The organism is Arthrobacter sp. (assembly GCF_031179385.1).
GTDB lineage: Bacteria > Actinomycetota > Actinomycetes > Actinomycetales > Micrococcaceae > Arthrobacter_D.
Window position 1 is genome coordinate 17,742 of the sequence record NZ_JAPSHV010000016.1, and the last position, 20,034, is coordinate 37,775.

Below are 20,034 nucleotides of genomic sequence, written 5' to 3' on the forward strand. Positions count from 1 at the left end.
GAGGCAACCACCCGATGTCGTATCGAGCGAGAGATTACTCGGTGACCTCGAAGGTGATCATCTCAGTGAACTCCCGGCCGTGAACGTCGGTCGCGGTCACCGAGGCGGTGTGCTTGCCGATGGCCAGGTCGGTCGGTAGCTTGAGGCGCCACAGATGAGACGTACGGTCGTGGACGCCGCCGCCGTGCACCAGCTGTTCCAGAGTGGCTACTGGATCGGTGTACTCTGCTCCGATCAGCGGTACATCGCCTGCCGTCATTGACTGGGTGCGTGTAGCGTCCGCAGATTTCCCGCCATCAATGGACACCTGCACAGTAGAGCCGGTGGCACCCATCCAGAAGTTGGTGGTCAACCAGGTTTGACCGAGCTCCGCTACGGTCACGGCGTGTGGATTCTCTGGAGCTGGGGCCCGACCAGGCAGACCCTTGTACTGGTCGAACCAGGCGCGGTAGGTCGGGGAGTTGATGCCGAGCGCCATCTGGTCGGTGCCGTCGTCGCCGGTGGCGGTGAAACGTTCCCGAACCTCAGTGTTCTTGATGTCCAGCGTCAGCACGCCGGGAGGAGTGCCGTCGCGCTGCACCGAGGTGGGGTATCCCTCTTCGGTTACACGGCCGTCGTACCACTGGCCGGAGACCGCAGGAACGGTCAGGTGCGTGAACGGCAGGCCCTTGTCGCCGACATCGTCCAGCCAGCCGGCCATCAGGTCGCCCTTCCGCAGGTTCTCGGACATGTGGGTGTGACCGGCCACGGAGATGACTTCACGGCCTTCGAGAATCTTGTAGATCTCCTGCAGCGGGTTCGTTTCGTGGGTTTCGCTGTAGTAGAACTCGAGCAGGGGGCTATGGGAAGCCAGGACGATGACCTGGTTCTTCGGGACGGATGCGATGTCCTGACGCAGCCACTCCAGTTGGCGATCGCTGAGGCCCGAGTCGTAGTTGTTGCCCGACGGGCCGGGGTAAACGATGTTGCTCAACGCCACCACGTGGGCCTTGCCTGCCTCGTACGAGTAATACTCCGGCCCGAACTGGGCGCGGAAACTATCGAACTCGTGTTCACCATCGCGGGAATCGAAGTCGAGGTCGTGGTTGCCCGGCAGGAAGCGGGCCGGACCGTTGAGCATGGAGGCCAAGTTGCGAGTCTGCGAGAAAAGAGACAGATCGTTGCCCACGAGGTCTCCCAGGAACAGGGCCCCGCACCCGGCGTAGTCTGTGCGGGCTGCGAGGTCGGCAAAGACACCGTTGCGCGCGAATCTGACCTCCTGTTGGTTGTAGGTCTGGACATCGGCACCGAGCACGCAGTGCTGTTCGGGCGACTGAGTGAGGTCGCTCTTGACCACAGGGAAGTTCACCTTGTCAGGCAGGGCGCCTGTGGGGGCTATGCCCCCGTACTTCAGGGCGGGGGAGCCGGCAGGCAGGTGGTTGTAGAAGAACTGCGCGACGTTGTCCTCGTCTACCGGCACCTGGTATCCGCGTGGCTGGGTGACGAAGACGGTCATGTTGTCGAATGCCGGCAGTTCGTAGCGACCCTGCCCATCGGTGGTAACGACCTCCCGGCCGTTGGAGACGGTAACTCCCGGCATGCCGGGCTCACCCCGATCCTGGGTGGAGTTTCGGTTCTTGTCGTTGAAGACAATGCCATCAAGGGTCGGTTCTTCGGCTCCCGCTGCTTCGATGATCTCGACGCTGCCCCGGTAGGCTGTAGCGGCCCAACTGTCCTTCTCGGGTTCACTGGCCGCACCCTCGACGTCGATGCGTCGCACCTGGGTGTCGATGCTGTGGGTTCCGTCCGAGACGGTGAAGTAGTACTCGTACCAGAGCTTGTCCATCGGGTCGAACACGTCGAGGATGTGTTCGTAGCGGTTATCCTGCCCAGCCTTCACATTGTGGGTCTTGAATTCGGCGTCAACGTTGCTGCGCAGATGCAGCGTAACCGTGCGAACCTGCTGATCGTCAGTGGCCGTCGCTTTGAAGGAGAAGTCGGCCATGGGATCGATGCTTCCAGCGGTCGTATCGGTCACCGACGGGGCAATCGAGTCCGGCGGAAGCACCACGAGCCCGGAAGGAACCTGATCCGGGGTAACCTCGCCGGGCGTAGCTGGAGCCGTCGTGATCAGCGTCTGGCGGGTCGGATCATCAGGGTTGACCGCGTAGTGGATGCCCTGATCAGGGACGGTGTTGTCGGCGCCGTCGAGGTTGTAATAGGCACGGTTGAGGCCGAAGCCCGTGTTGGTCGAAATTTCCAGTCCGCGCGGCGAGCCGTTAGCCATGCCACCGGTGAAGATCTCCACGAGGTTTTCGTTCATGACGAGGGACGTGCCGAATTTGGCATTGAAGTCCACGTCAGTCAGTGAGTCGTTACGACCGTTCTTGATCCAGAAGACCAGTGTGGCTCCGGGAGCGATGGAAACATTCCGCTGCTTGGCGGGCCAGTCCACCACGTTGGAGTTGCTGAGGTCCGCGCGAGGGTAGAGGTAGCGCAGGGTGTAGTCACTGAAATCGACGGGCTCCGACGAGGCGTTGTAGACCTCGATGAACTCAAAGGCGTCGGCGCCGCCCATGTTGGAGGTGTCGGGTGTGACCTCCGTAATCTGCAGCGGTGCTGTTCTCAGCGTCGGGTCGGGCTGCAGGGCCGGTGCTGGAGCGGCAGTGGCGGCAGGGCCAACCATGGAGCTGATGGCCAGCAGAACCATAGTGCCGGCGGTCAGGCATAACGGCCGGGATAAGCGGAATCTTTCGGGAAGAGGCGATTGGCGCACGAAACTGAACTTCCTGTTGAGGGTTGCCCTGTTGGGCGGAGAGCACTATCGACTCTTTCCCGGCGGAATGAACGGGAGTCAAAGGATGGGTGTCTAATCCGTCAGCTGACGGTTTCCGCGGGTGCAACTTGTTCGGTCATCGCCACCGGCGTCTGCAGGGCGTCACGGCAGCTGTCACATCGGGGACGTCGGCGGTGTCTCATGTGCGTAGAGGCAATTCAATCTGGGAGGACCAAGTGTCAACATGCAGTCGTGTGGTCATCATCGGTGCGGGGTACGCAGGAGTGATGGCCGCCAACAGGATCGCTGGAGATCAGCGGATGCAAGGATCTGTCAGCGTGACCGTACTCAATCCGGTGGCCGATTTCGTGGAGAAGATCCGCCTGCATGAGGTCGCAGCAGGAAGCCGGGAGTCAGCGTTTGTGCCGATGCGCTCGCTCCTTCATGAGCGCGTGGTATTGGTTGAAGGTACTGCTTCCCGTGTCGATCCTGAGCGTCGCAGGGTGCATTTGACCGGTGACCCCATGCCGCTCGAATACGATCTGCTGCTGTATGCGGTGGGCAGCACGCACGAACAGTCGAACGTCCCCACCGGGGCGTTCGCCCTTACCAGCCACGACGACGCCGATCGGTTACGGGCCCGGCTCTTCCGGTTGGATCCGGGTTCAGTGATCAGCGTGGTTGGGGCAGGCCTGACGGGGATCGAGGTGGCGGCCGAGATCGCTGAACAGCACCCCCGGTTGGCCGTGCGGCTCCTTTCCCGCGGGCGCATCGCCGAACATCTGTCAGAACCAGGGCGCCGCGCGATCACACAACGGCTGTCAGCTCTCCGCGTCGAGATGATGGAGAATACGGACGTGCAACGGTGCGATACTTCTTCGATTCAAAGGTCGGACGGCACCTCCCTGGGATCGGCCTGCACTGTGTGGACTGTAGGGCTCAGCGCGCCCAGCCTGGCCCGAGACAGCGGGCTGCCTACCGATTCCCGCGGGCGTCTCCTGGTCGACGAATCCCTAAGGTGTCTGCGATACCCCGACATCTTCGGCGCGGGCGACGCGATCCGAGCCCCGGAAGCCGTCGCTGGTCACCTGCGTATGAGTTGTGCGACAGCCCTGCCGTTGGGTGCCCACGCGGCCGACAGCATCCTGGCTCGGCTCGACGGGCGAACGCCGGTGCCGCTCTCGGCAGGGTATATGCTCACGTGCATCAGCTTGGGGCGCCGGTCAGGACTCGTTCAGGCCGTTCGGGCGGATGACCGCCCCCGCGGCGTCATACTGAAGGGTCGGCTGGCAGGGATGACGAAGGCGCAGGTGTGCAGGATGACGTTGTCCTGGATCAGGAGTGAGCTTCGTCGAAGCGGTTCGTACAGTTGGCCGAAAGGCCCCCAGCCAGCGGAGGCGAGGTAGAACTGTGGGCGCCGCTGGTCTTTTCGAGGAACACCGTTCGCTGCTCTTCACCATTGCCTACGAGATCACCGGTACGGCGACGGATGCCGAGGATGTCCTTCAGGACAGTTTCCTCAGGTGGACCGACGTTGACGCCGCAACGGTCCAGAATCCGCGCGCCTATCTTGCCAAGACCGTGACGCGGCAAGCTTTGAATTCCCTGCGCACGGCTCAGCGCAGACGCGAGGATTACGTAGGCCCCTGGCTTCCTGAGCCCATCGTCGTCGCTCCTGATGTCGCCGATAACGCTGTACTGAGCGAGTCCCTGTCCTTCGCGATGCTCGTGGTGCTGGAGACCTTGTCCCCGGATGAGCGCGCTGTGTTCGTCCTGCGTGAGGTTTTCGATTTTCCCTACGCGGAAATCGCTGAGGCCACCGGAAAGACGCAGGCAGCCGTCCGCCAGATCGCGAGCCGGGCGAAGGCCCACGTTCGCGCGCGGCAACCCCGGTTCGACGTGGATGTGCAAAAGCAGAAAGCGGTCTCTGACCGGTTCCTTACGGCTCTTCTGGGCGGCGATATGCAGTCCCTGATGGATGTTCTCGCCCCGGGAGCGGTCCTTCTTTCCGACGGCGGAGGGAAGGTCTCGGCGGCCCGCAAGCCTGTGGTCGGTGCGGACAACATCGCTCGTTTCCTGCTGGGAATTGCCAAGACTCCCGTTCCGGAGATGCGGGTGGAGGCCACACTGCTGAACGGCATGCCCGCCCTCGTTGTCTTCAGCGGAACGAGGATTGACGTCGTCGCACTGATTCAGTCGAGTAATGACTGCGTGACGGGCGTATACCTGGTCAGAAACCCTGACAAGCTCGGCGCCGCCAGTTCGGCCGCAGGCTTCACCGACGCCCTAACCGCTCCGCGAGGCCGATCGCGTTGAACGGGGCGTGCACCTTCACGTCATTGTCGAAATACACGTAGACCTCGCGCCCGCGGCCGTCCGGGCAGGTTTTGCCGGACAGCCAGCCGCCGCACAGCGCAGCCCACTCGTCCAGTTCCGCATCCGTGTAACCGCTCGTGTAGAGCTCGGTGCTGCCATGCAGCCGGACATAGACGACGTCGCCGGTCACCTCACGGAACTGGGGCCACTTTCCTGCCGAGTCGGCCACCACCAGCCCGACGGCGTGGCGGCGCAGGATCTCCAGGCTCTCCTCGCTGCCGAAGCTCTCGTGGCGGGGCTCGAGTACGTGGTGAATGCGCCGTTCCGCGTCCGTGGTGACCCAATCGCGGTCCTTGAGCCGCTCGTCGTGGCCGCGCGCGAGCTTGGCGGCCGCCGTCGTCGTTGTTGGCAGTAGGGAGAGGAAGTTCTCCAGCAGCTCAGGATCGAAGCGGCGGGTGGCCGGCAGTTGCCAGAGAACCGGCCCCAGGCGCGGGCCCAGGGCCAGCACGCCTGACGCGAAGAAATTGGCCAGCGCCGTGTCGGCGTTTCGCAGCCCGAGCATGTGCGTGATGTAGCGCGGGCCCTTAACGGAGAACCTGAAATCGGCGGGCACGCTGTCACGCCAACGGAGGAAGCTGTCCCGGTGCTGCAGCGAGTAGAAGGTCCCGTTGATCTCAATGGTGTCCAACTGCGATGCGGCGTACTCAAGCTCGAGCCGCTGCGGAAGGCCGCTCGGGTAGAAGGACTTGCGCCACGGTGCGTAGCGCCAGCCGGAGATGCCGATTCGGGCTCGGGGCTGGGAATCTGGCATGGCCGAACGCTATCGCGCAGAGCAGTATCGGCACCAGTGCACTACCTAGTTGGTGGAGGTAATTTTCCTTGTTGGCGGGTCAGCACGGGCGTAAAATGCAGTCCTCAGCCGCTGTTGGGGGACAACAGACAAGGAGCCGGAGACACACTTTCCTCTACCTCCACTGCGACAAGGTCGCTCACGACAGAAGCTGAAGATCATGGATTCCGCTCTTCCCCGCGTTGCGCTGCGTACAACGTATTCGCCCCCGCGAATCGCCCTTCTGGCCGTGGGAGCCACCGCGGCCTGGATCCTTTCCGTATCGATTGGCGCCGCCCTGCGTGTGGATCCGGGCGTGGCGAAGATTGCCTTGATTGCGCACACCATCTCCCTGGTAGCCGCATTCGGTGCCGTCCTCCTCGTCGACTGGGTGGGATTCCTCTGGCTGATCTCACGACGCAAGCTCGTGGAAACCAGCCGAATCGAGTCAGCCGCCATGCCGATCATCTGGGGTGGGCTGGCCGGCCTGCTGGTCACCGGCGCCCTGGTCAACCCGGCCATGGAGAATCCGCTGACCATCGTCAAGGTCTCGGCCGTCCTGGTGCTGATGCTCAACGGGATTCTCCTGATTCCGTGCATGCGCCGGTTGAATTCCATGCCGGCGGGAACCAGGTTCGGTGACGTGCCGTCCGGTATGCGGATCCACCTGCTCATCTGCCTCGCAATCTCACAGACCTGCTGGTGGACGGCCATGGTGGTCGGATTCATCAACAGCTCCGACCTGTTCTGACGTCAGGTCGCGGCGGCGGCGTTGTATGAACAACTGCTTTGTGCCGACAGCATCCCCAAACCGAAGTCCGCTAAACTTGCGTGGTAAGAGCCCCGGACTTCGAAGCGGAGAACGCTTGCGGAAGCCTTGGGGCATTCTCATGCACGGCGGCACACTTGGCGCGGCTCGCGGCGCGCCTGTAGTTGCCGCCAAACAATGGGGGAGGATCCCATGCCAGCAATTGTGATTGTCGGAGCCCAATGGGGCGATGAAGGCAAAGGCAAGGCCACAGACCTGCTAGGCGGGCGCGTGGACTACGTCGTGAAGCCGAACGGCGGCAACAACGCCGGGCATACCGTCGTCGTCGGCGGTGAGAAGTACGAGCTCAAGCTCCTTCCCGCCGGCATTCTCAGCCCCAACGCCGTACCGATCATCGGCAATGGCTGCGTCATCAACCTCGAGGCGCTCTTTCAGGAGATCGAGGGGCTCGAGGCCCGCGGGGCGGACACCTCGAAGCTGCGCGTCTCCGCGAACGCGCACCTGGTCGCCCCCTACCACCAGGTCCTCGACAAGGTCACCGAACGCTTCCTCGGCAAGCGTGCCATCGGCACCACCGGGCGCGGTATCGGCCCGGCGTACATGGACAAGGTCGCACGCCTGGGCATCCGGGTGCAGGACGTCTTCGATGAATCGATTCTCCGCCAGAAGGTCGAGGGATCGCTGAAGCAGAAGAACGAACTCCTGGTCAAGGTTTACAACCGCCGCGACGTTGAGGTCGAGGAGATTGTCCAGTACTTCACCTCCTTCGCCGAAAGGCTCCGGCCGCTGGTCATCGACTCGACCTACGTGCTGAACGAAGCGCTCGACGCCGGCAAGGTGGTCCTCATGGAGGGCGGGCAGGCGACCTTCCTCGACGTCGACCACGGCACCTACCCGTTCGTGACGTCGTCGAACCCCACCGCCGGTGGGGCGTCCGTAGGATCCGGCGTCGGGCCTACGCGCATCAACCGCGCCGTGGGCATCATCAAGGCGTACACCACCCGCGTCGGTGCCGGGCCGTTTCCCACCGAACTGTTCGACGAGATGGGCATCTACCTGCAGAAAACGGGCGGTGAGTTCGGTGTGAACACCGGACGTCCACGGCGCTGTGGCTGGTACGACGCCGTGCTGGCGCGCCATGCTTCCCGCGTCAACGGGTTCACGGACTACTTCGTGACCAAGCTGGATGTCCTGACCGGTATCGAGCGGATCCCGGTGTGCGTAGCGTACGACGTCGACGGCGTCCGCCACGATGAGATGCCCATGACCCAGACCGAATTCCACCATGCGAAGCCGATCTTCGAGTACTTCGAAGGCTGGACCGAGGACATCACCGGAGCGCGCACCCTCGAGGACCTGCCCGAGAATGCGCAGACGTACGTGCGCGCGTTGGAGAAAATGTCCGGTACACGGTTCTCCGCGATCGGCGTCGGGCCGGACCGCGACCAGACGATCGTGATCAACGACCTCATCGGCGGCTAGGTCCGCTGCAACAGAAACGGCTAGGTTCCCGCAAAGGAACCTAGCCGTTTCTTGTTTGGCTTGCTGTCTACAGATTGTTGACGACGTCGGCGCTTTCCCGAAGCTCTTCCACCAGGGCGACTGCCACGTCGGATTTCTTCTGCTGCTTGACCTGCTGTTCAAGCTGCGGCTTCAACTCCTCATACGGCGGAAGCTCGCCGCCCTGCTGCGCGGCGGCGCCTGAGGCTTTGGCTTCCTCATACGCTGCCTTCAATTCCTCTTCGGAGGGAGCGGCGTCTGCTCCTTCCTCGGCGAGAAGCGCATCAAGGCGAACCTGCTGCTTGATCTGCTCCGTGGCCTCTTCCTTCGCAATGCCCTGCTCCTCAAGGGCAGCGAAGAGCTCATCAGCCGAGGCGAACTGGTTTGACGCGACCAACTCGTCGGTTGTCGCCGTGATATCCTCCTCGCTCGCCTCGATTTCACGCTTGTCGGCTTCCTGAATGAGGAGTTTGTTGCCGATGAGGTTGTCGAGGGTCTGGGTCTTGAGCTGCTCCTGGTCGACCTCCTGCCCCGTCATCTGGGACTGCATGGCCATTTGCTGGAACGCGCCCTCATAGGAGGTGCTGAACTCCTCCTTGGTGATGTCCACGCCATTCACGGTGGCGACGACGTCGGGCACTCCCTCAAGATCGGGCGTCGGCGCTTCCGCCGGGGTGCTTGCCGCGCTCTCACTCGGGGCAGGCTCAGCCTCGGTGTTGCCGGCGCAGCCGGTGGCGAACGCCAGCGAACCCGCCAGAACCGCACTCATCAGCCACTTCTTCTTCACAGACACTCCTACTGTTGATTACCGACCTGAGACTCTAGCAGCGACCTATGTGCGACGGCTTGACGCTCGCTGGGCGGAAGCTGGACGGTAGGATGCCGGAATGGCGGCAATGCAGAACTTCAATGCGGATATTTCTCTCTTAAGCCTCCCGCAACTGCTGCTCGATGTCGATGCCATCGACGCCAATATTGCCCTCAAGGAGCAGTGGGCGGCTGAGCACTCGATGGTGCTCGCACCCCACATCAAGACGACGATGACGCGTGAGATAGTCCAGCGGCAGCTTCCCGGGTCCTGGGGAGTAACGGTGGCAACGCCGGCGCAGGCGGCTCACGCTGTCGCCTGGGGAGCACGGCGAATCCTGATCGCCAACGAGGTGGTCTTCCCGCCGCTGGTTTCCGAGCTGCGCCGGCTCCTGGAGCGGAACCCTTCGGTCAGCCTGTACTGCCTCGCCGACTCCCACGCAGGCGTCGCCGCCCTGAGCCGGGGCTTCGAGGACGCGGAACGACCCCTCCATGTACTGCTCGACGTCGGAGTGGCCGGCGGCCGCACCGGCATTCGGAATGCTGCGGATGCTTCGGTCCTGGCCGCAGCGATACGGAAGGCACCCGGACTCCTCTTCGCCGGTGTCAGCGCCTACGAGGGAATCGCGCCGAACCTCCGCACACCCGAGAATCTTGCAGCGATCGACGCGCACTGTGAGGCGGCGGTGCGAATCTTTGCCGGACTTCGCGGCGGGTTCGACGTCGAACAACCCGTCTACTCGGTGGGCGGCTCGGCGTTCCAGGACCGCGCGGCGCAGTTTTTGCCCGAAGGGTCTGTGAATGTCCTTCGCTCGGGCTGCTATGTCATCCATGACTCGGGTACGTATGCGGAAGTCTCGCCGCTGCGGGGCCTGCGCGCCGCTGCGGTGGTGCGCACCGTCGTCGTTTCGGTGCCGGAGGAGGGGCGGGCAATCCTGGGAGCGGGTAAACGGGAGCTGGCGTACGACGCCGGCCTGCCCAGACTCACCGCGCACCACCGGGACGGCATCACGCTCGGGGAGCCGACCGGCGTCGTCGTTCGGCTTTTCGATCACCACGCTGTGGTGGAGGACGCCGGTGACCTACGCGTCGGGGATCTCGTGGACCTGGGCATTTCGCACCCGTGCTCCGTGTTCGACCGGTGGCGGACTGCCCTCGCGGTGCACGGTAATGCCACCGAGGTGTGGCACCCGCAGTTCTGAGCCCTACCAGCCCCAGGTACCCGGTGCTCCCTTGAACGGGCCCACCACCCTGGAAGTGATCCACCCGCCGTAGAAGTCGCCGGGCTGCGCCTGAACCTCCTCGCCGTCAACAAGGCAGCGGTCCATCCTGCCGGGATAGACGGCGACCGTGCCGGCCAGCCTTTCGTAGCCGACCGTCGGGTTGGGGTAGGTCCACGCGGCGCGTTCGGCGCGTGCGGAGCCGGCAACGACGTCGTAATAGGTGGCCTCACCCTTGAATTCACACCAGGTGGTTCCCTCCACAGGCCGCAGACTGTCCGGCGCAAAATCGGCTGCCGGGAGGTAGAAGCCGGGTGGGTGGCTCGTCTCCAACACCCGCAGCGCGCCGCTGGACCGGGCAATCTCGCGCCCACCGAATTCGATGACGACGACGCCCGGATACGTCTCGACGCGTGGTGGGCGCGGGTAATCCCACACCGACTCCTGGCCCCGCTCCGGCTGCTCACGCTTCACCCTGTTGATACCCATGGGCGCCACGCTACTCTTCTGTACCCTTGAAGCAGCCCCAGTTCCTACTCGAAAGGGCCGCGTGATGAAGGTCAGTGTTGGACAATTCAGGCCGGGCGGCGACGTCGCTGCCAACGTTGCGACGATGCGGGATCTCGCACGCGAGGCCGCTGCCGAGGGGTCTGAACTGATCGTCTTCCCCGAGGAATCGATGTTCTCCATCGGCAAGGTCGAGGGTGTCCTCGCCGAAGCGGTGGCTGCCGGATGGTCCGTCTTTGTCCAGCAGCTGTCTTTCCTTGCTGCGGAACTCAACATCGCCGTCGTCGCGGGCGGATATGAGACGAGCGGCGAGGAGCGGCCGTACAACTCCCTGGTGCTCATCGACGCCACCGGCAGGATCGTGGATACCTACCGCAAGCTCCACCTGTACGACGCCTTCAGCTATCAGGAGTCCCAACGGATCAAACCGGGCGACGGCGGTATCACCGTGGTGCCGGTGGGGGACCTGACCGTCGGGCTGATGACCTGCTATGACCTCCGCTTCCCGGAGCAGGCGAGAGCGCTCGCCGACCATGGCGCCGACGTCGTACTGGTGCCCGCCGCTTGGTTCAAAGGGGACCACAAGATTGAACACTGGGAGACGCTTCTGCGCGCCCGGGCGATCGAGAACACTCTGTGGATTGCGGCGGCTGGGACATCGTCGTCGCACACCATCGGACACTCGGCGATCCTGGATCCGATGGGGGTTCCGCAGGTCTTCCTTGATGACGAGGAGCGGGGTGTGGTCACTGCGGATGTCACCCGGAAGCGAATCGAGGAGGTCCGGGAGTTCCTCCCAGTGCTGCGGAACCGCCGCTTCGCGCCGAACGAGAAGATCGTCGAAGCACGCTAGCTTGTATGATAAGTAAGCGAGTTGTACGATAAGTTGTCCGATCCGCTCTCCCGAAGGTTCCGCGATGACTTATTCCCCCGATGCAATCCGCCACGTCAAGCTCTCCACGGCAACGCTGCCGCTGGCTACGCCGATTTCCGATGCGAAGGTCTTCACCGGCCGCCAGAAACCGATGACCGAAGTGGTGTTCCTTTTCGCCGAGATCGTGACGGAGCAGGGCGTTTCGGGTCTCGGGTTCTCCTATTCCAAGCGGGCGGGCGGTCCGGCGCAGTACGCCCACGCACGTGAAGTGGCCCAGGCCATGATCGGCGAGGACCCCAACGATATTGCGAAGCTGTATAACAAGTTGCTGTGGGCCGGTGCTTCGGTGGGCCGCTCCGGTGTCGCCACGCAGGCGCTCGCGGCGCTCGACATCGCGCTGTATGACCTGAAGGCCAAGCGGGCGGACCTTCCGCTGGCCAAGCTGCTCGGCGCTTACCGGGACTCCGTGCGCACCTACAACACCTCCGGCGGCTTCCTCAACGCCTCGATCGACGAGGTGAAGGAGCGCGCAACCCAGTCCCTGGCCGAGGGCATCGGGGGCATCAAGATCAAGGTGGGCCTGCCCGATTCGGCTGAGGACCTGCGCCGTGTGGCAGCCGTTCGGGAACACATCGGCCCGGATGTGCCCCTCATGGTGGACGCGAACCAGCAGTGGGACCGAGCCACCGCACTGCGCATGGGCCGCAAGCTTGAGCAGTTCGACCTCGTCTGGATTGAGGAACCCCTCGACGCGTACGACGCCGAGGGGCACGCCGCGCTGGCACTGGCACTTGATACTCCCATCGCCACCGGCGAGATGCTCGCCTCCGTTGCCGAGCACGAGCGCCTGATTGCCACCCGCGCCTGCGACATCATCCAGCCTGACGCCCCGCGCGTCGGCGGCATCACCCAGTTCCTCCGCCTCGCCACGCTCGCGGACCAGGCCGGTCTGGACCTCGCTCCGCACTTCGCCATGGAAATCCACCTGCACCTCGCTGCGGCTTACCCCCGGGAGCCCTGGGTGGAGCACTTTGACTGGCTCGACCCGCTGTTCAACGAGCGCCTGGAGACCCGCGAGGGCCGCATGATCGTTCCGGATCGCCCCGGCCTCGGCGTCACGTTCAGTGACCAGGCACGGGCGTGGACCACGGACACCGTCGAGTTCGGCACGCGCTGAGCCGTGCGTACCGGCCTCACGCTGTCATCGCCATGCCAGCATTAAGAGCATGAAACAAACGCTGGCCGTCTCACTCGTCGATAGCCTCCGCCGGCGTATTGTCGACGGCACCATTCCCTCCGGCGAGAAGCTGCCCAGCGAAAGCGCGCTGATCAGCGAGTTCGGCGTCAGCCGCACCGTTGTCCGCGAGGCGGTGTCCCGTTTGCAGGCCGAGGGGCTGGTGCACACGCGTCGGGGGAGCGGCAGCTTCGCCCTGACGCCGCCGTCGGCTGATGAGGAACCAGCCGGTGGCATGCGCCGGCCTCGTACTCTCGAGGAGCGGCGTGCGCTACTGGCGTTCCGCACCGGCGTCGAGAGCGAGGCCGCCGCGCTTGCCGCGACCAACGCCGGGGCGGGAGCTGTTGCTGCCCTGGATGATGCCCTTGCCGCCTTCGACGCGGCCGGGAACCATGCGGCCACGGCGGTCTCCTGCGACTTCGCGTTCCACCGGGCAGTGGCGGAGGCCAGTGGGAACTTCTACTTCGTCGACGCGCTGCTGTCCCTGGGTCCGGCGATGATCGCCATGCCTCCGGAGCGTCTGGAACCAGCCGACGACGGCGGGCGGCCCGAGCGGCTGCGACGCGTCGCCCTTGAGCATGCTGCCGTGCGCAACGCCATTGCGGCGAAGGATCCGTTCACAGCCGCAGCGGCCATGCGCCTGCACCTGGCCAACTCGCGTGACCGGCTGGAGGGCACAATCTCCCGAGAGCAGTTCAAGCGCCGGACGTAGGATTGTTGCATGACTGCGAACCCAGAGATTATCCGCATGTACGGTGCTGACTGGTGCCGCGACTGCATCCGGACCAAGCGACAGCTCGACGAGCTCGGCATCGACTACCAGTACATCAACCTGGTCGACACCCCGGATGCGGCGGAGGACGCCCGGAAGATCTCTGGCCGGACGAACATCCCGGTGGTGGTGTACCCCGACGGCGCCCACCAGGTCGAGCCGACCAATCCCGAGGTTGAGGCAAAGCTCCGCGAGCTGAATCTGCTGGCGTAGTACTAGTCCTGTGCGGAAGGCTTGACGGCAAGAACCGGGCGGTCGGCCTGCAGGAGGATCCGCTGGGCGTGTGAGCCCATGATGAACTTGCCCACCTGTGACCGTTGACGGAGTCCGATGACGATCAGGGAGACGTTGTGCTCTGTGGCAAGCTCCAGGATCTCTTCCGCGAGGTCGTCCCTGTGGGAGGGGCGCAGCACGCGTGAGGGGATGCCGGCGTCGTCGGCGGTTGCCTGCAGGCGCTGCAGGTCCTCATCGCTCGCCACGGACTTGTCCACGCGCGAACCTTCGCGCACGGAGTTCACGATCAGGAGCTCCTCCTGGCGGAGTTTCGCTTCGCTGATGGCTGCTGCAACAGCCGCCTCACCGACGGGGGTGGGAACATAGCCAACCATGATGCTCATAACTTCTCCTAGGAATCGGCGCTGACGCGGGCGTTTTGGCGCTGCTGGCGCTTTGCCAGAGCGGACTGGATCATGGGGCCCACTGCTACGAGGACGAAGATCGCCAGCAGCACGGCTGTGATGGGACGGGTGAAGAATCCGGAGACGTCGCCTTCAAGAACGAGAAGCGAACGCCGCAGGTTTGACTCCAGCAGCTCACCCAGTACGAACGCCAGCACCAGGGGACCGGGCTCGAAGCCGAACTTCTTCATGAGGTAGCCGAGTGCGCCGAAGAGCACCACGAGCAGGACGTCAAACATGGAGTTGCGGATGGTGAAAGCGCCGAGGATGGTGATGAGCGCAGTAATGGGCGCCAGGATGGCCCCCCGGACCCGCAGGATTTTGACGAACAGGCCGACGAGCGGGATGGACATGATCAGCAGCAGGATGTTGCCGATGTACATCGAGTTCACGACGCCCCAGAACAGTTCCGGGTCCTCGGAAATCAGCTGCGGACCGGGGGTGACGCCCTGGATGAGCAGCGCTCCGAAGATGATTGCCATGGTGGCGTTGGCCGGAATGCCCAGGGTCAGCAGTGGAATGAAGGAGCTCGTGGCCGCGGCGTTGTTGGCGGTTTCAGGGCCGGCGACGCCTTCCACTGCACCCTTTCCGAACCGTTCCGGCCGCTTGGCGCGCTTCTTCTCGACAGCGTAGGAAACCATCGAGGAGATCGTCGCACCGCCGCCGGGCAGGATGCCGAGGAAGAACCCGAGGACAGAACCGCGGGCGATCGCTCCGGAGGACTGACGGAGGTCCTTGCGGGAAGGCCAGACATTCGCGACCTTGGCTGGTGCGCTTGCCGCGCGGTGGCGCTCTTCGAGGTTGTACAGGATCTCGCCGACGCCGAAGAGACCCATCGCGATCGGGACGAAGTCGATGCCGTCCGCAAGGCTCAGGTTGCCGAAGGTGAACCGTTCAGCACCGGTGAAGACATCGCGGCCCACAGTCGCCAACAGAAGCCCGACGGCGGCGGCGATGAGCGCCTTGATCTTGGTTCCGCCGCTGATGGTTGAGACCAGCAGGATACCCACGAGTGCCAGTGCGGTGTACTCCGGTGGGCCGAAGTCGAGTGCGAAGCTTGCAACCAGGGGAGCGAGGAAAGTGAGGCCGATGATGGCGACAGTGCCGCCGATGAATGAGCCTATGGCCGCGATGCCCAGAGCGGTGCCCGCCCGGCCCTGCTTGGCCAGAACATAGCCGTCGAACACGGTGACTACCGAGCTTGCCTCACCGGGCAGGCGCAACAGGACTGAGGTGATCGTGCCGCCGTACTGCGCGCCGTAGAAGATGCCGGCAAGCATGATGATCGCGGTCACGGGCTCAATGCCATAGGTCAGCGGGAGCAGTATGGCGATGGTGGCTGCGGGCCCGAGGCCCGGCAGCACGCCGATGAGCATGCCAATGACCACGCCCATCAGGCAGTAGAGAAGGTTTTGCGGGACCAGTACGACGCCGAAACCGTCGAGGACCGGGTTCAAAAATTCCATGGCGAATCCTTTGTGCCTGGTGGCGCTTAGAGCAGGTGGGGGATCGATGTCCCCAGACCCAGGATGAAGATGGCGTAGAAGGCAACGACGACGAGCACCGAATAGAGCGTTGCCGCCCGCCAGGTTTCACCGCCGAGGAACTTCATCCAGATGAAGCACAGGAGCAGTGCCGGAATCTCGAATCCGATGACCGGCATCAGCCAGACCATGCCCAGCAAGGTCACGAAGCCAAAGCCTGCCATGCGGGACAGGGGCGAGAACTTCTCGCCGTCCACGCCCCCGCGGCGGCCGATAACCAGCTGCGCGAGGGCGAGGACGGCGATGATCAGGCTGATGATGAACGGCCATGTGCCGGGGCGTGGCTGCCCGGGCGTCCCGAGGCCGAGACCAAGAGCGATCAGCATGCCTGCAACGCCGACGCCGGCCGCCACCAGTGAGGCGGCCAGATTGGCGATTGCACCGGAAGGCGGCGCAGCGTCGGCTGCCCATTCGGCGGCTAGTTCTTCCGGCGTCAGGTCCGGCAGATCGATGGCGCTTTCGAAATCCGTCGGGGCCGTGTGGGCCTGATCGTCACGCTTCCGATTCATGGCAGTGCTCATTTCAACTGATGTTCTCGACCGGGCAGGATGACCTATTACTCGCCTGCGAGCGAGATGTCGTATTCCTCTACCAGCGCCTTGTACTGCTCAGCGAGGGCGTTCCACTCTTCGACGACCTCTTCACCGGAGACTTCCCACGGCGCGAGGATGTTCTCCTCGTTGAAGGTCTGGTAAGCCTCGGTGCCCTGGGTTGCCTCGACGGACTCCACCAGACGGGCCTTTGCGTCCTCCGACAATCCCTTTGGTGCGGCGAGGGCGCGGTACTGCGAGACCGGAACCTCGTAGCCCTCTTCGATAGCGGTGGGTACGTCAGACAGGAACTCGCTGCGCTCCTTGGCGAACGTGACGATGGGGGTAACGGTGCCGGCTTCGATCTGCGGGAGAGCCTCGCCGAGCTGGATGGTAGCGACGTCGACCTGGTTGCCCATGACGGCGGTCAGGGCCGGTGATCCCGAATCGAAAGGTACAGCGGTTCCCTCGATCTCAGCCTGCGCGAACAGGACTGCCTGCGCGAGCTGGGAGCCGGTGCCGACGCCGGTCGTGCCGAAGTTCAGGTTGCCGCTGGCTCCCTTGATGTCCTCGAGCGACTCGTAGCCGGACTCCTTGCTGGCGACGAGTACGTAGTCATCCTGGGAAAGCCCCGCGATCACATCGAGGTTGTCGAGGTTCACGGCTTCATCTTCGCCGACGGCGAGCGGCGTAATGGTGATCAGTGATGCGTTCAGGAGAATAAGGTTCTGTCCGTCCGGCTCCATGCCGGCGACTTCCTGTGTAGCCAGGGCGCCATTGGCGCCGGCCTTATTGACCACCGGTACTGCAACCCCGAGGTCTTCTGCCATGCCTTCGGCCATAGCGCGGGCGATCCGGTCAGTAGAACCACCGGCGTCCTGACCAACGGTGATGGTGACGGGGCCGCTGGGGAATTCTTCGGTGGATTCAGCGCTGCCGCCGCCGACGTTTCCACCGCAGGCCGACAGGGCAAGTACACCGACAGCTGCAGTGGTTGCGGTCAGCACGCGGCGGGTAAAGGATGCTTTCACGAGTTGGTACTCCTCATTCAGGAACGGCGATGTTCGACTCAGTGGGGTTTGTGCGGGATGTGATGGCACTCACGTCCCGACCCTGAGAAGACTTTACGGAGGGGCAGTGATGCATGTCCAAGCCCACTAATGCATGGAGTGATGCTCCCAGAGCATCAACTCCGGGAGGCGAGATGGGAGATGCCCTAGGTGTCCGCCCGGGTCTCCTGGTCCGAATCCTCAAGAATTACCCGTAGCAGCCGGAGCACCGCGGGGTTGGTGCTGGACTCGCCCCAGGCCACGTGCAAGTCTGCCCGGTTCAGATCAGCAAGGCCGGCCTGACCCCGGAGCTCCTCGAACTGCACCCCGGAGGGGGCAAACTCCTTCGAGGATGCCGGCACCAGAGTGACTCCCAGTCCCGCTGCCACGAAAGCGAGTAGGGCGGGCACCTGACTGGCAAATTGTGTGACTTTGGGGTGGATCGATGCACTCTCATAGAGCCGCATCACCAGGTCGTAGAAGTAACGGGCTTCGGCGGTGGAATACATCATGAGCGGAAGCCCGTCCAGCTGCTTCAGGGAGACTCCGTTACCCGTCGCGAGTTCATGGCCCTCGGGCAACGCCGCCACCAGCCGGTCTTCCAGAAAAGGACGGGTAACCACGCCGGGACGGGCGACGATGGGGCGAAGCAGTCCAATATCTATCGATCCCCTCGTGATCGAGTCCAACTGGTCGACTGAGACCGCTTCACGTAGGACAAAGGAGACTCCAGCCATGTGCGCTCCGGCCTTCCGAAGGATTCCAGGCAGGGCTACCTGACCCGCGATTGCGGTGTAGCCAATCACAATCGTGCCGGCATCGCCCGAGGACACGCGCCGAACTTCGAGAGATGTCTTGTTGCAGAGGTCCAGCACGCTACGGGCAGCGGGCAGTAGGACCTTCCCGGCGGCCGTCAGCTCAACTTTTCTGCTGCTGCGCTCGAACAACTGCGCGTCGAGTTCCCGCTCAAGCAGCTGAATCTGCCGGCTAAGCGGAGGCTGGGTCATATTGAGGCGTGCGGCGGCAGCGCCGAAGTGCAACTCCTCAGCAACTGCAACGAACGACTCCAGCTGAATCAGGGAGAACATGGATTCACTCCTTGCATGGTTTCGTGCACATTTTAGCTTGGACAGCATGAATGCTGCCGTCTAGCGTGAGAGGAATTCACGGCCGCTCTGAAAGGACCCCTATGTCGGCCTCTCCAGAAACCCAGCTTCAGCACATCTCCACACACACCGGTCAGATGACCATCACAGGTGTGACGGTCACGCCGGTTGCCTTCGTCGATCCGCCACTCCTCAATACGGTGGGTGTCCACGAACCCTTCGCGCTGAGGGCGATCCTCCAGGTGCATACCGACGCCGGTATCACCGGTCTTGGTGAGACCTATGGCGACGCTGGCCACCTGGCCCGTCTCAGTAGGGCCGCAGCAGCGGTCACCGGAGCTGATCCTTTCAATATCAACGACCTTCGCATCCGGATCACCCGAGCGCTGGCAACCGACAAGACGCAGGGCGGCCACGGGATGAGCGGTATGGTCACCGGCTCCTCCACAGCGGACCGAGTGCTTTCCCCGTTCGACGTTGCTGCACTCGATATCCAGGGCAAAGCCCTCGGATTACCGGTCAGTGCACTGCTGGGAGGTGCAGTCCGCGATACTGTCCCGTTCAGCGGCTACCTGTTCTACAAGTGGGCGGGGCATCCAGGACAGTCCGACGACGGCTGGGGTCCGGCGCTGGATGCCGACGGCATCGTTGCGCAGGCACAGCGCATGGTGGCCGACTACCGGTTCGGTGCACTCAAGCTCAAAGGCGGAGTGTTTGCCCCGGACGAGGAAGCCGCCGCTATCGAGGCACTCCGCGCCGAATTCCCCGATATGCCGCTTCGCATCGACCCCAACGGCGCGTGGACCGTGGAGACGTCAGTCCGGATAGGTCGAAGATTGCAGGGCGTCCTTGAGTATCTCGAAGACCCCACTCCCGGAATCGAAGGCATGGCCGAGGTCCGCCGCGGTGTAGACCTGCCGCTCGCCACCAATATGTGCGTAGTCAGCTTTAATGACGTTCCTCCGGCGGTTGCGGCCGGAGCCGTTGACGTCGTGCTGTCGGACCACCATTTCTGGGGCGGCCTGCGCCGGTCACAGGCCCTGGCTGGAATCGCGGAGACTTTCGGACTGGGGCTCTCCATGCACTCCAACTCGCATCTCGGCATCAGCCTCGCGGCGATGGTGCACCTCGCTTCGGCTACTCCGAATCTGGATTATGCGTGTGACACACACTGGCCGTGGAAACGTGACGACGAGGACGTCGTCCTTCCCGGATCCCTCTCGTTCGAGGACGGCGCGGTTGCTGTGCCGACGGCGCCCGGCCTCGGCGTGGAACTTGACCCGGATGCCCTGGAACGGCTGCACCGGCAGTACCTGGACAGCGGCCTCACCGAACGCGACGACACCGGGTACATGCGGCGGATCCACCCCGGGTACGAGTTCAAGAGCCCGCGGTGGTGACGACCGAAGCGGGGGAGTGCAACCAGCTTCAGCGCCTTCCCCCCGTATTGGACGTGGTGGTCACTGACCCGATCATCTCGCGCTTCGCCGACAGATTGATGACTGGTGCACCGGATCACCGCTGGCATTTCGTAGCTGATGCGGC

19 protein-coding genes are annotated in these 20,034 nt (G+C 63.7%); 10 read left to right on the plus strand and 9 right to left on the minus strand.

Features of this window, described 5'->3' with window-relative positions:
• Positions 1–34 precede the first annotated feature (34 nt).
• A complete protein-coding gene (locus RIF85_RS04485) occupies positions 35–2,689 on the minus strand; it encodes a calcineurin-like phosphoesterase C-terminal domain-containing protein (RefSeq protein WP_309070714.1) in 2,655 nt (884 codons plus the stop codon).
• Positions 2,690–3,009: 320 nt separating this feature from the next.
• On the opposite strand from RIF85_RS04485, the gene RIF85_RS04490 reads away from it, so the two are divergent.
• Together RIF85_RS04490 and RIF85_RS04495 are read left to right on the plus strand one after the other, a co-directional pair.
• On the plus strand, positions 3,010–4,161 hold the full coding sequence (locus RIF85_RS04490) for an FAD-dependent oxidoreductase (protein ID WP_309070732.1): 1,152 nt from the start codon (positions 3,010–3,012) through the stop codon (positions 4,159–4,161).
• Positions 4,162–4,165: 4 nt separating this feature from the next.
• On the plus strand, positions 4,166–5,071 hold the full coding sequence (locus RIF85_RS04495; protein WP_309070715.1) for an RNA polymerase sigma-70 factor: 906 nt from the start codon (positions 4,166–4,168) through the stop codon (positions 5,069–5,071).
• Here the strand turns inward: RIF85_RS04495 and RIF85_RS04500 are convergent.
• Positions 5,031–5,882: a DUF72 domain-containing protein gene (locus RIF85_RS04500; RefSeq protein WP_309070716.1), complete on the minus strand. Its 852-nt coding sequence runs from the start codon at positions 5,880–5,882 to the stop codon at positions 5,031–5,033. The genes RIF85_RS04495 and RIF85_RS04500 overlap by 41 nt on opposite strands.
• Positions 5,883–6,081: 199 nt before the next feature.
• Between RIF85_RS04500 and RIF85_RS04505 the strand changes: the two genes are divergently transcribed.
• Together RIF85_RS04505 and RIF85_RS04510 are read left to right on the plus strand one after the other, a co-directional pair.
• On the plus strand, positions 6,082–6,651 hold the full coding sequence (locus tag RIF85_RS04505; protein WP_309070717.1) for a hypothetical protein: 570 nt from the start codon (positions 6,082–6,084) through the stop codon (positions 6,649–6,651).
• Positions 6,652–6,861: 210 nt separating this feature from the next.
• The gene (locus tag RIF85_RS04510) at positions 6,862–8,151 is read left to right on the plus strand and encodes an adenylosuccinate synthase (protein ID WP_309070718.1); all 1,290 of its coding nucleotides are present in this window, start codon (positions 6,862–6,864) and stop codon (positions 8,149–8,151) included.
• A 67-nt stretch (positions 8,152–8,218) separates the two neighbouring features.
• On the opposite strand, the gene RIF85_RS04515 is transcribed toward RIF85_RS04510, so the two are convergent.
• Positions 8,219–8,956, minus strand: coding sequence for a SurA N-terminal domain-containing protein (locus RIF85_RS04515; RefSeq protein ID WP_309070719.1), 738 nt, complete (start codon positions 8,954–8,956; stop codon positions 8,219–8,221).
• A 100-nt stretch (positions 8,957–9,056) separates the two neighbouring features.
• Here RIF85_RS04515 and RIF85_RS04520 point away from each other — a divergent pair, with 100 nt between their 5' ends.
• Complete coding sequence (locus tag RIF85_RS04520) at positions 9,057–10,178, plus strand: alanine racemase (protein ID WP_309070720.1); 1,122 nt, start codon at positions 9,057–9,059, stop codon at positions 10,176–10,178.
• Between the two features lie 3 nt (positions 10,179–10,181).
• Here the strand turns inward: RIF85_RS04520 and RIF85_RS04525 are convergent, their stop codons facing one another.
• Positions 10,182–10,685, minus strand: coding sequence for a DUF427 domain-containing protein (locus RIF85_RS04525; protein WP_309070721.1), 504 nt, complete (start codon positions 10,683–10,685; stop codon positions 10,182–10,184).
• A 64-nt stretch (positions 10,686–10,749) separates the two neighbouring features.
• Here RIF85_RS04525 and RIF85_RS04530 point away from each other — a divergent pair, with 64 nt between their 5' ends.
• The 4 genes from RIF85_RS04530 to RIF85_RS04545 all read left to right on the plus strand — a co-directional run bounded on the left by RIF85_RS04530 (position 10,750) and on the right by RIF85_RS04545 (position 13,796).
• Positions 10,750–11,556, plus strand: a complete 807-nt coding sequence (locus RIF85_RS04530; protein WP_309070722.1) for a carbon-nitrogen hydrolase family protein — start codon at positions 10,750–10,752, stop codon at positions 11,554–11,556.
• Between the two features lie 64 nt (positions 11,557–11,620).
• A complete protein-coding gene (locus tag RIF85_RS04535; RefSeq protein WP_309070723.1) occupies positions 11,621–12,754 on the plus strand; it encodes a mandelate racemase/muconate lactonizing enzyme family protein in 1,134 nt (377 codons plus the stop codon).
• A gap of 49 nt (positions 12,755–12,803) precedes the next feature.
• Complete coding sequence (locus RIF85_RS04540) at positions 12,804–13,523, plus strand: GntR family transcriptional regulator (RefSeq protein WP_309070724.1); 720 nt, start codon at positions 12,804–12,806, stop codon at positions 13,521–13,523.
• A gap of 9 nt (positions 13,524–13,532) precedes the next feature.
• On the plus strand, positions 13,533–13,796 hold the full coding sequence (locus tag RIF85_RS04545) for a glutaredoxin family protein (RefSeq protein WP_309070725.1): 264 nt from the start codon (positions 13,533–13,535) through the stop codon (positions 13,794–13,796).
• Positions 13,797–13,798: 2 nt separating this feature from the next.
• Here RIF85_RS04545 and RIF85_RS04550 read toward each other — a convergent pair whose 3' ends face one another.
• The 5 genes from RIF85_RS04550 to RIF85_RS04570 form a co-directional block, all read right to left on the minus strand.
• A complete protein-coding gene (locus tag RIF85_RS04550) occupies positions 13,799–14,200 on the minus strand; it encodes a universal stress protein (RefSeq protein WP_309070726.1) in 402 nt (133 codons plus the stop codon).
• A gap of 8 nt (positions 14,201–14,208) precedes the next feature.
• The gene (locus tag RIF85_RS04555) at positions 14,209–15,726 is read right to left on the minus strand and encodes a tripartite tricarboxylate transporter permease (RefSeq protein ID WP_309070727.1); all 1,518 of its coding nucleotides are present in this window, start codon (positions 15,724–15,726) and stop codon (positions 14,209–14,211) included.
• A 26-nt stretch (positions 15,727–15,752) separates the two neighbouring features.
• A complete protein-coding gene (locus RIF85_RS04560; protein WP_309070728.1) occupies positions 15,753–16,313 on the minus strand; it encodes a tripartite tricarboxylate transporter TctB family protein in 561 nt (186 codons plus the stop codon).
• Between the two features lie 47 nt (positions 16,314–16,360).
• Positions 16,361–17,365, minus strand: coding sequence for a tripartite tricarboxylate transporter substrate binding protein (locus RIF85_RS04565; protein WP_309070729.1), 1,005 nt, complete (start codon positions 17,363–17,365; stop codon positions 16,361–16,363).
• A gap of 185 nt (positions 17,366–17,550) precedes the next feature.
• A complete protein-coding gene (locus RIF85_RS04570; RefSeq protein ID WP_309070730.1) occupies positions 17,551–18,471 on the minus strand; it encodes a LysR family transcriptional regulator in 921 nt (306 codons plus the stop codon).
• Between the two features lie 101 nt (positions 18,472–18,572).
• On the opposite strand from RIF85_RS04570, the gene RIF85_RS04575 reads away from it, so the two are divergent.
• The gene (locus tag RIF85_RS04575) at positions 18,573–19,889 is read left to right on the plus strand and encodes an enolase C-terminal domain-like protein (RefSeq protein ID WP_309070731.1); all 1,317 of its coding nucleotides are present in this window, start codon (positions 18,573–18,575) and stop codon (positions 19,887–19,889) included.
• Positions 19,890–20,034: the final 145 nt, after the last annotated feature.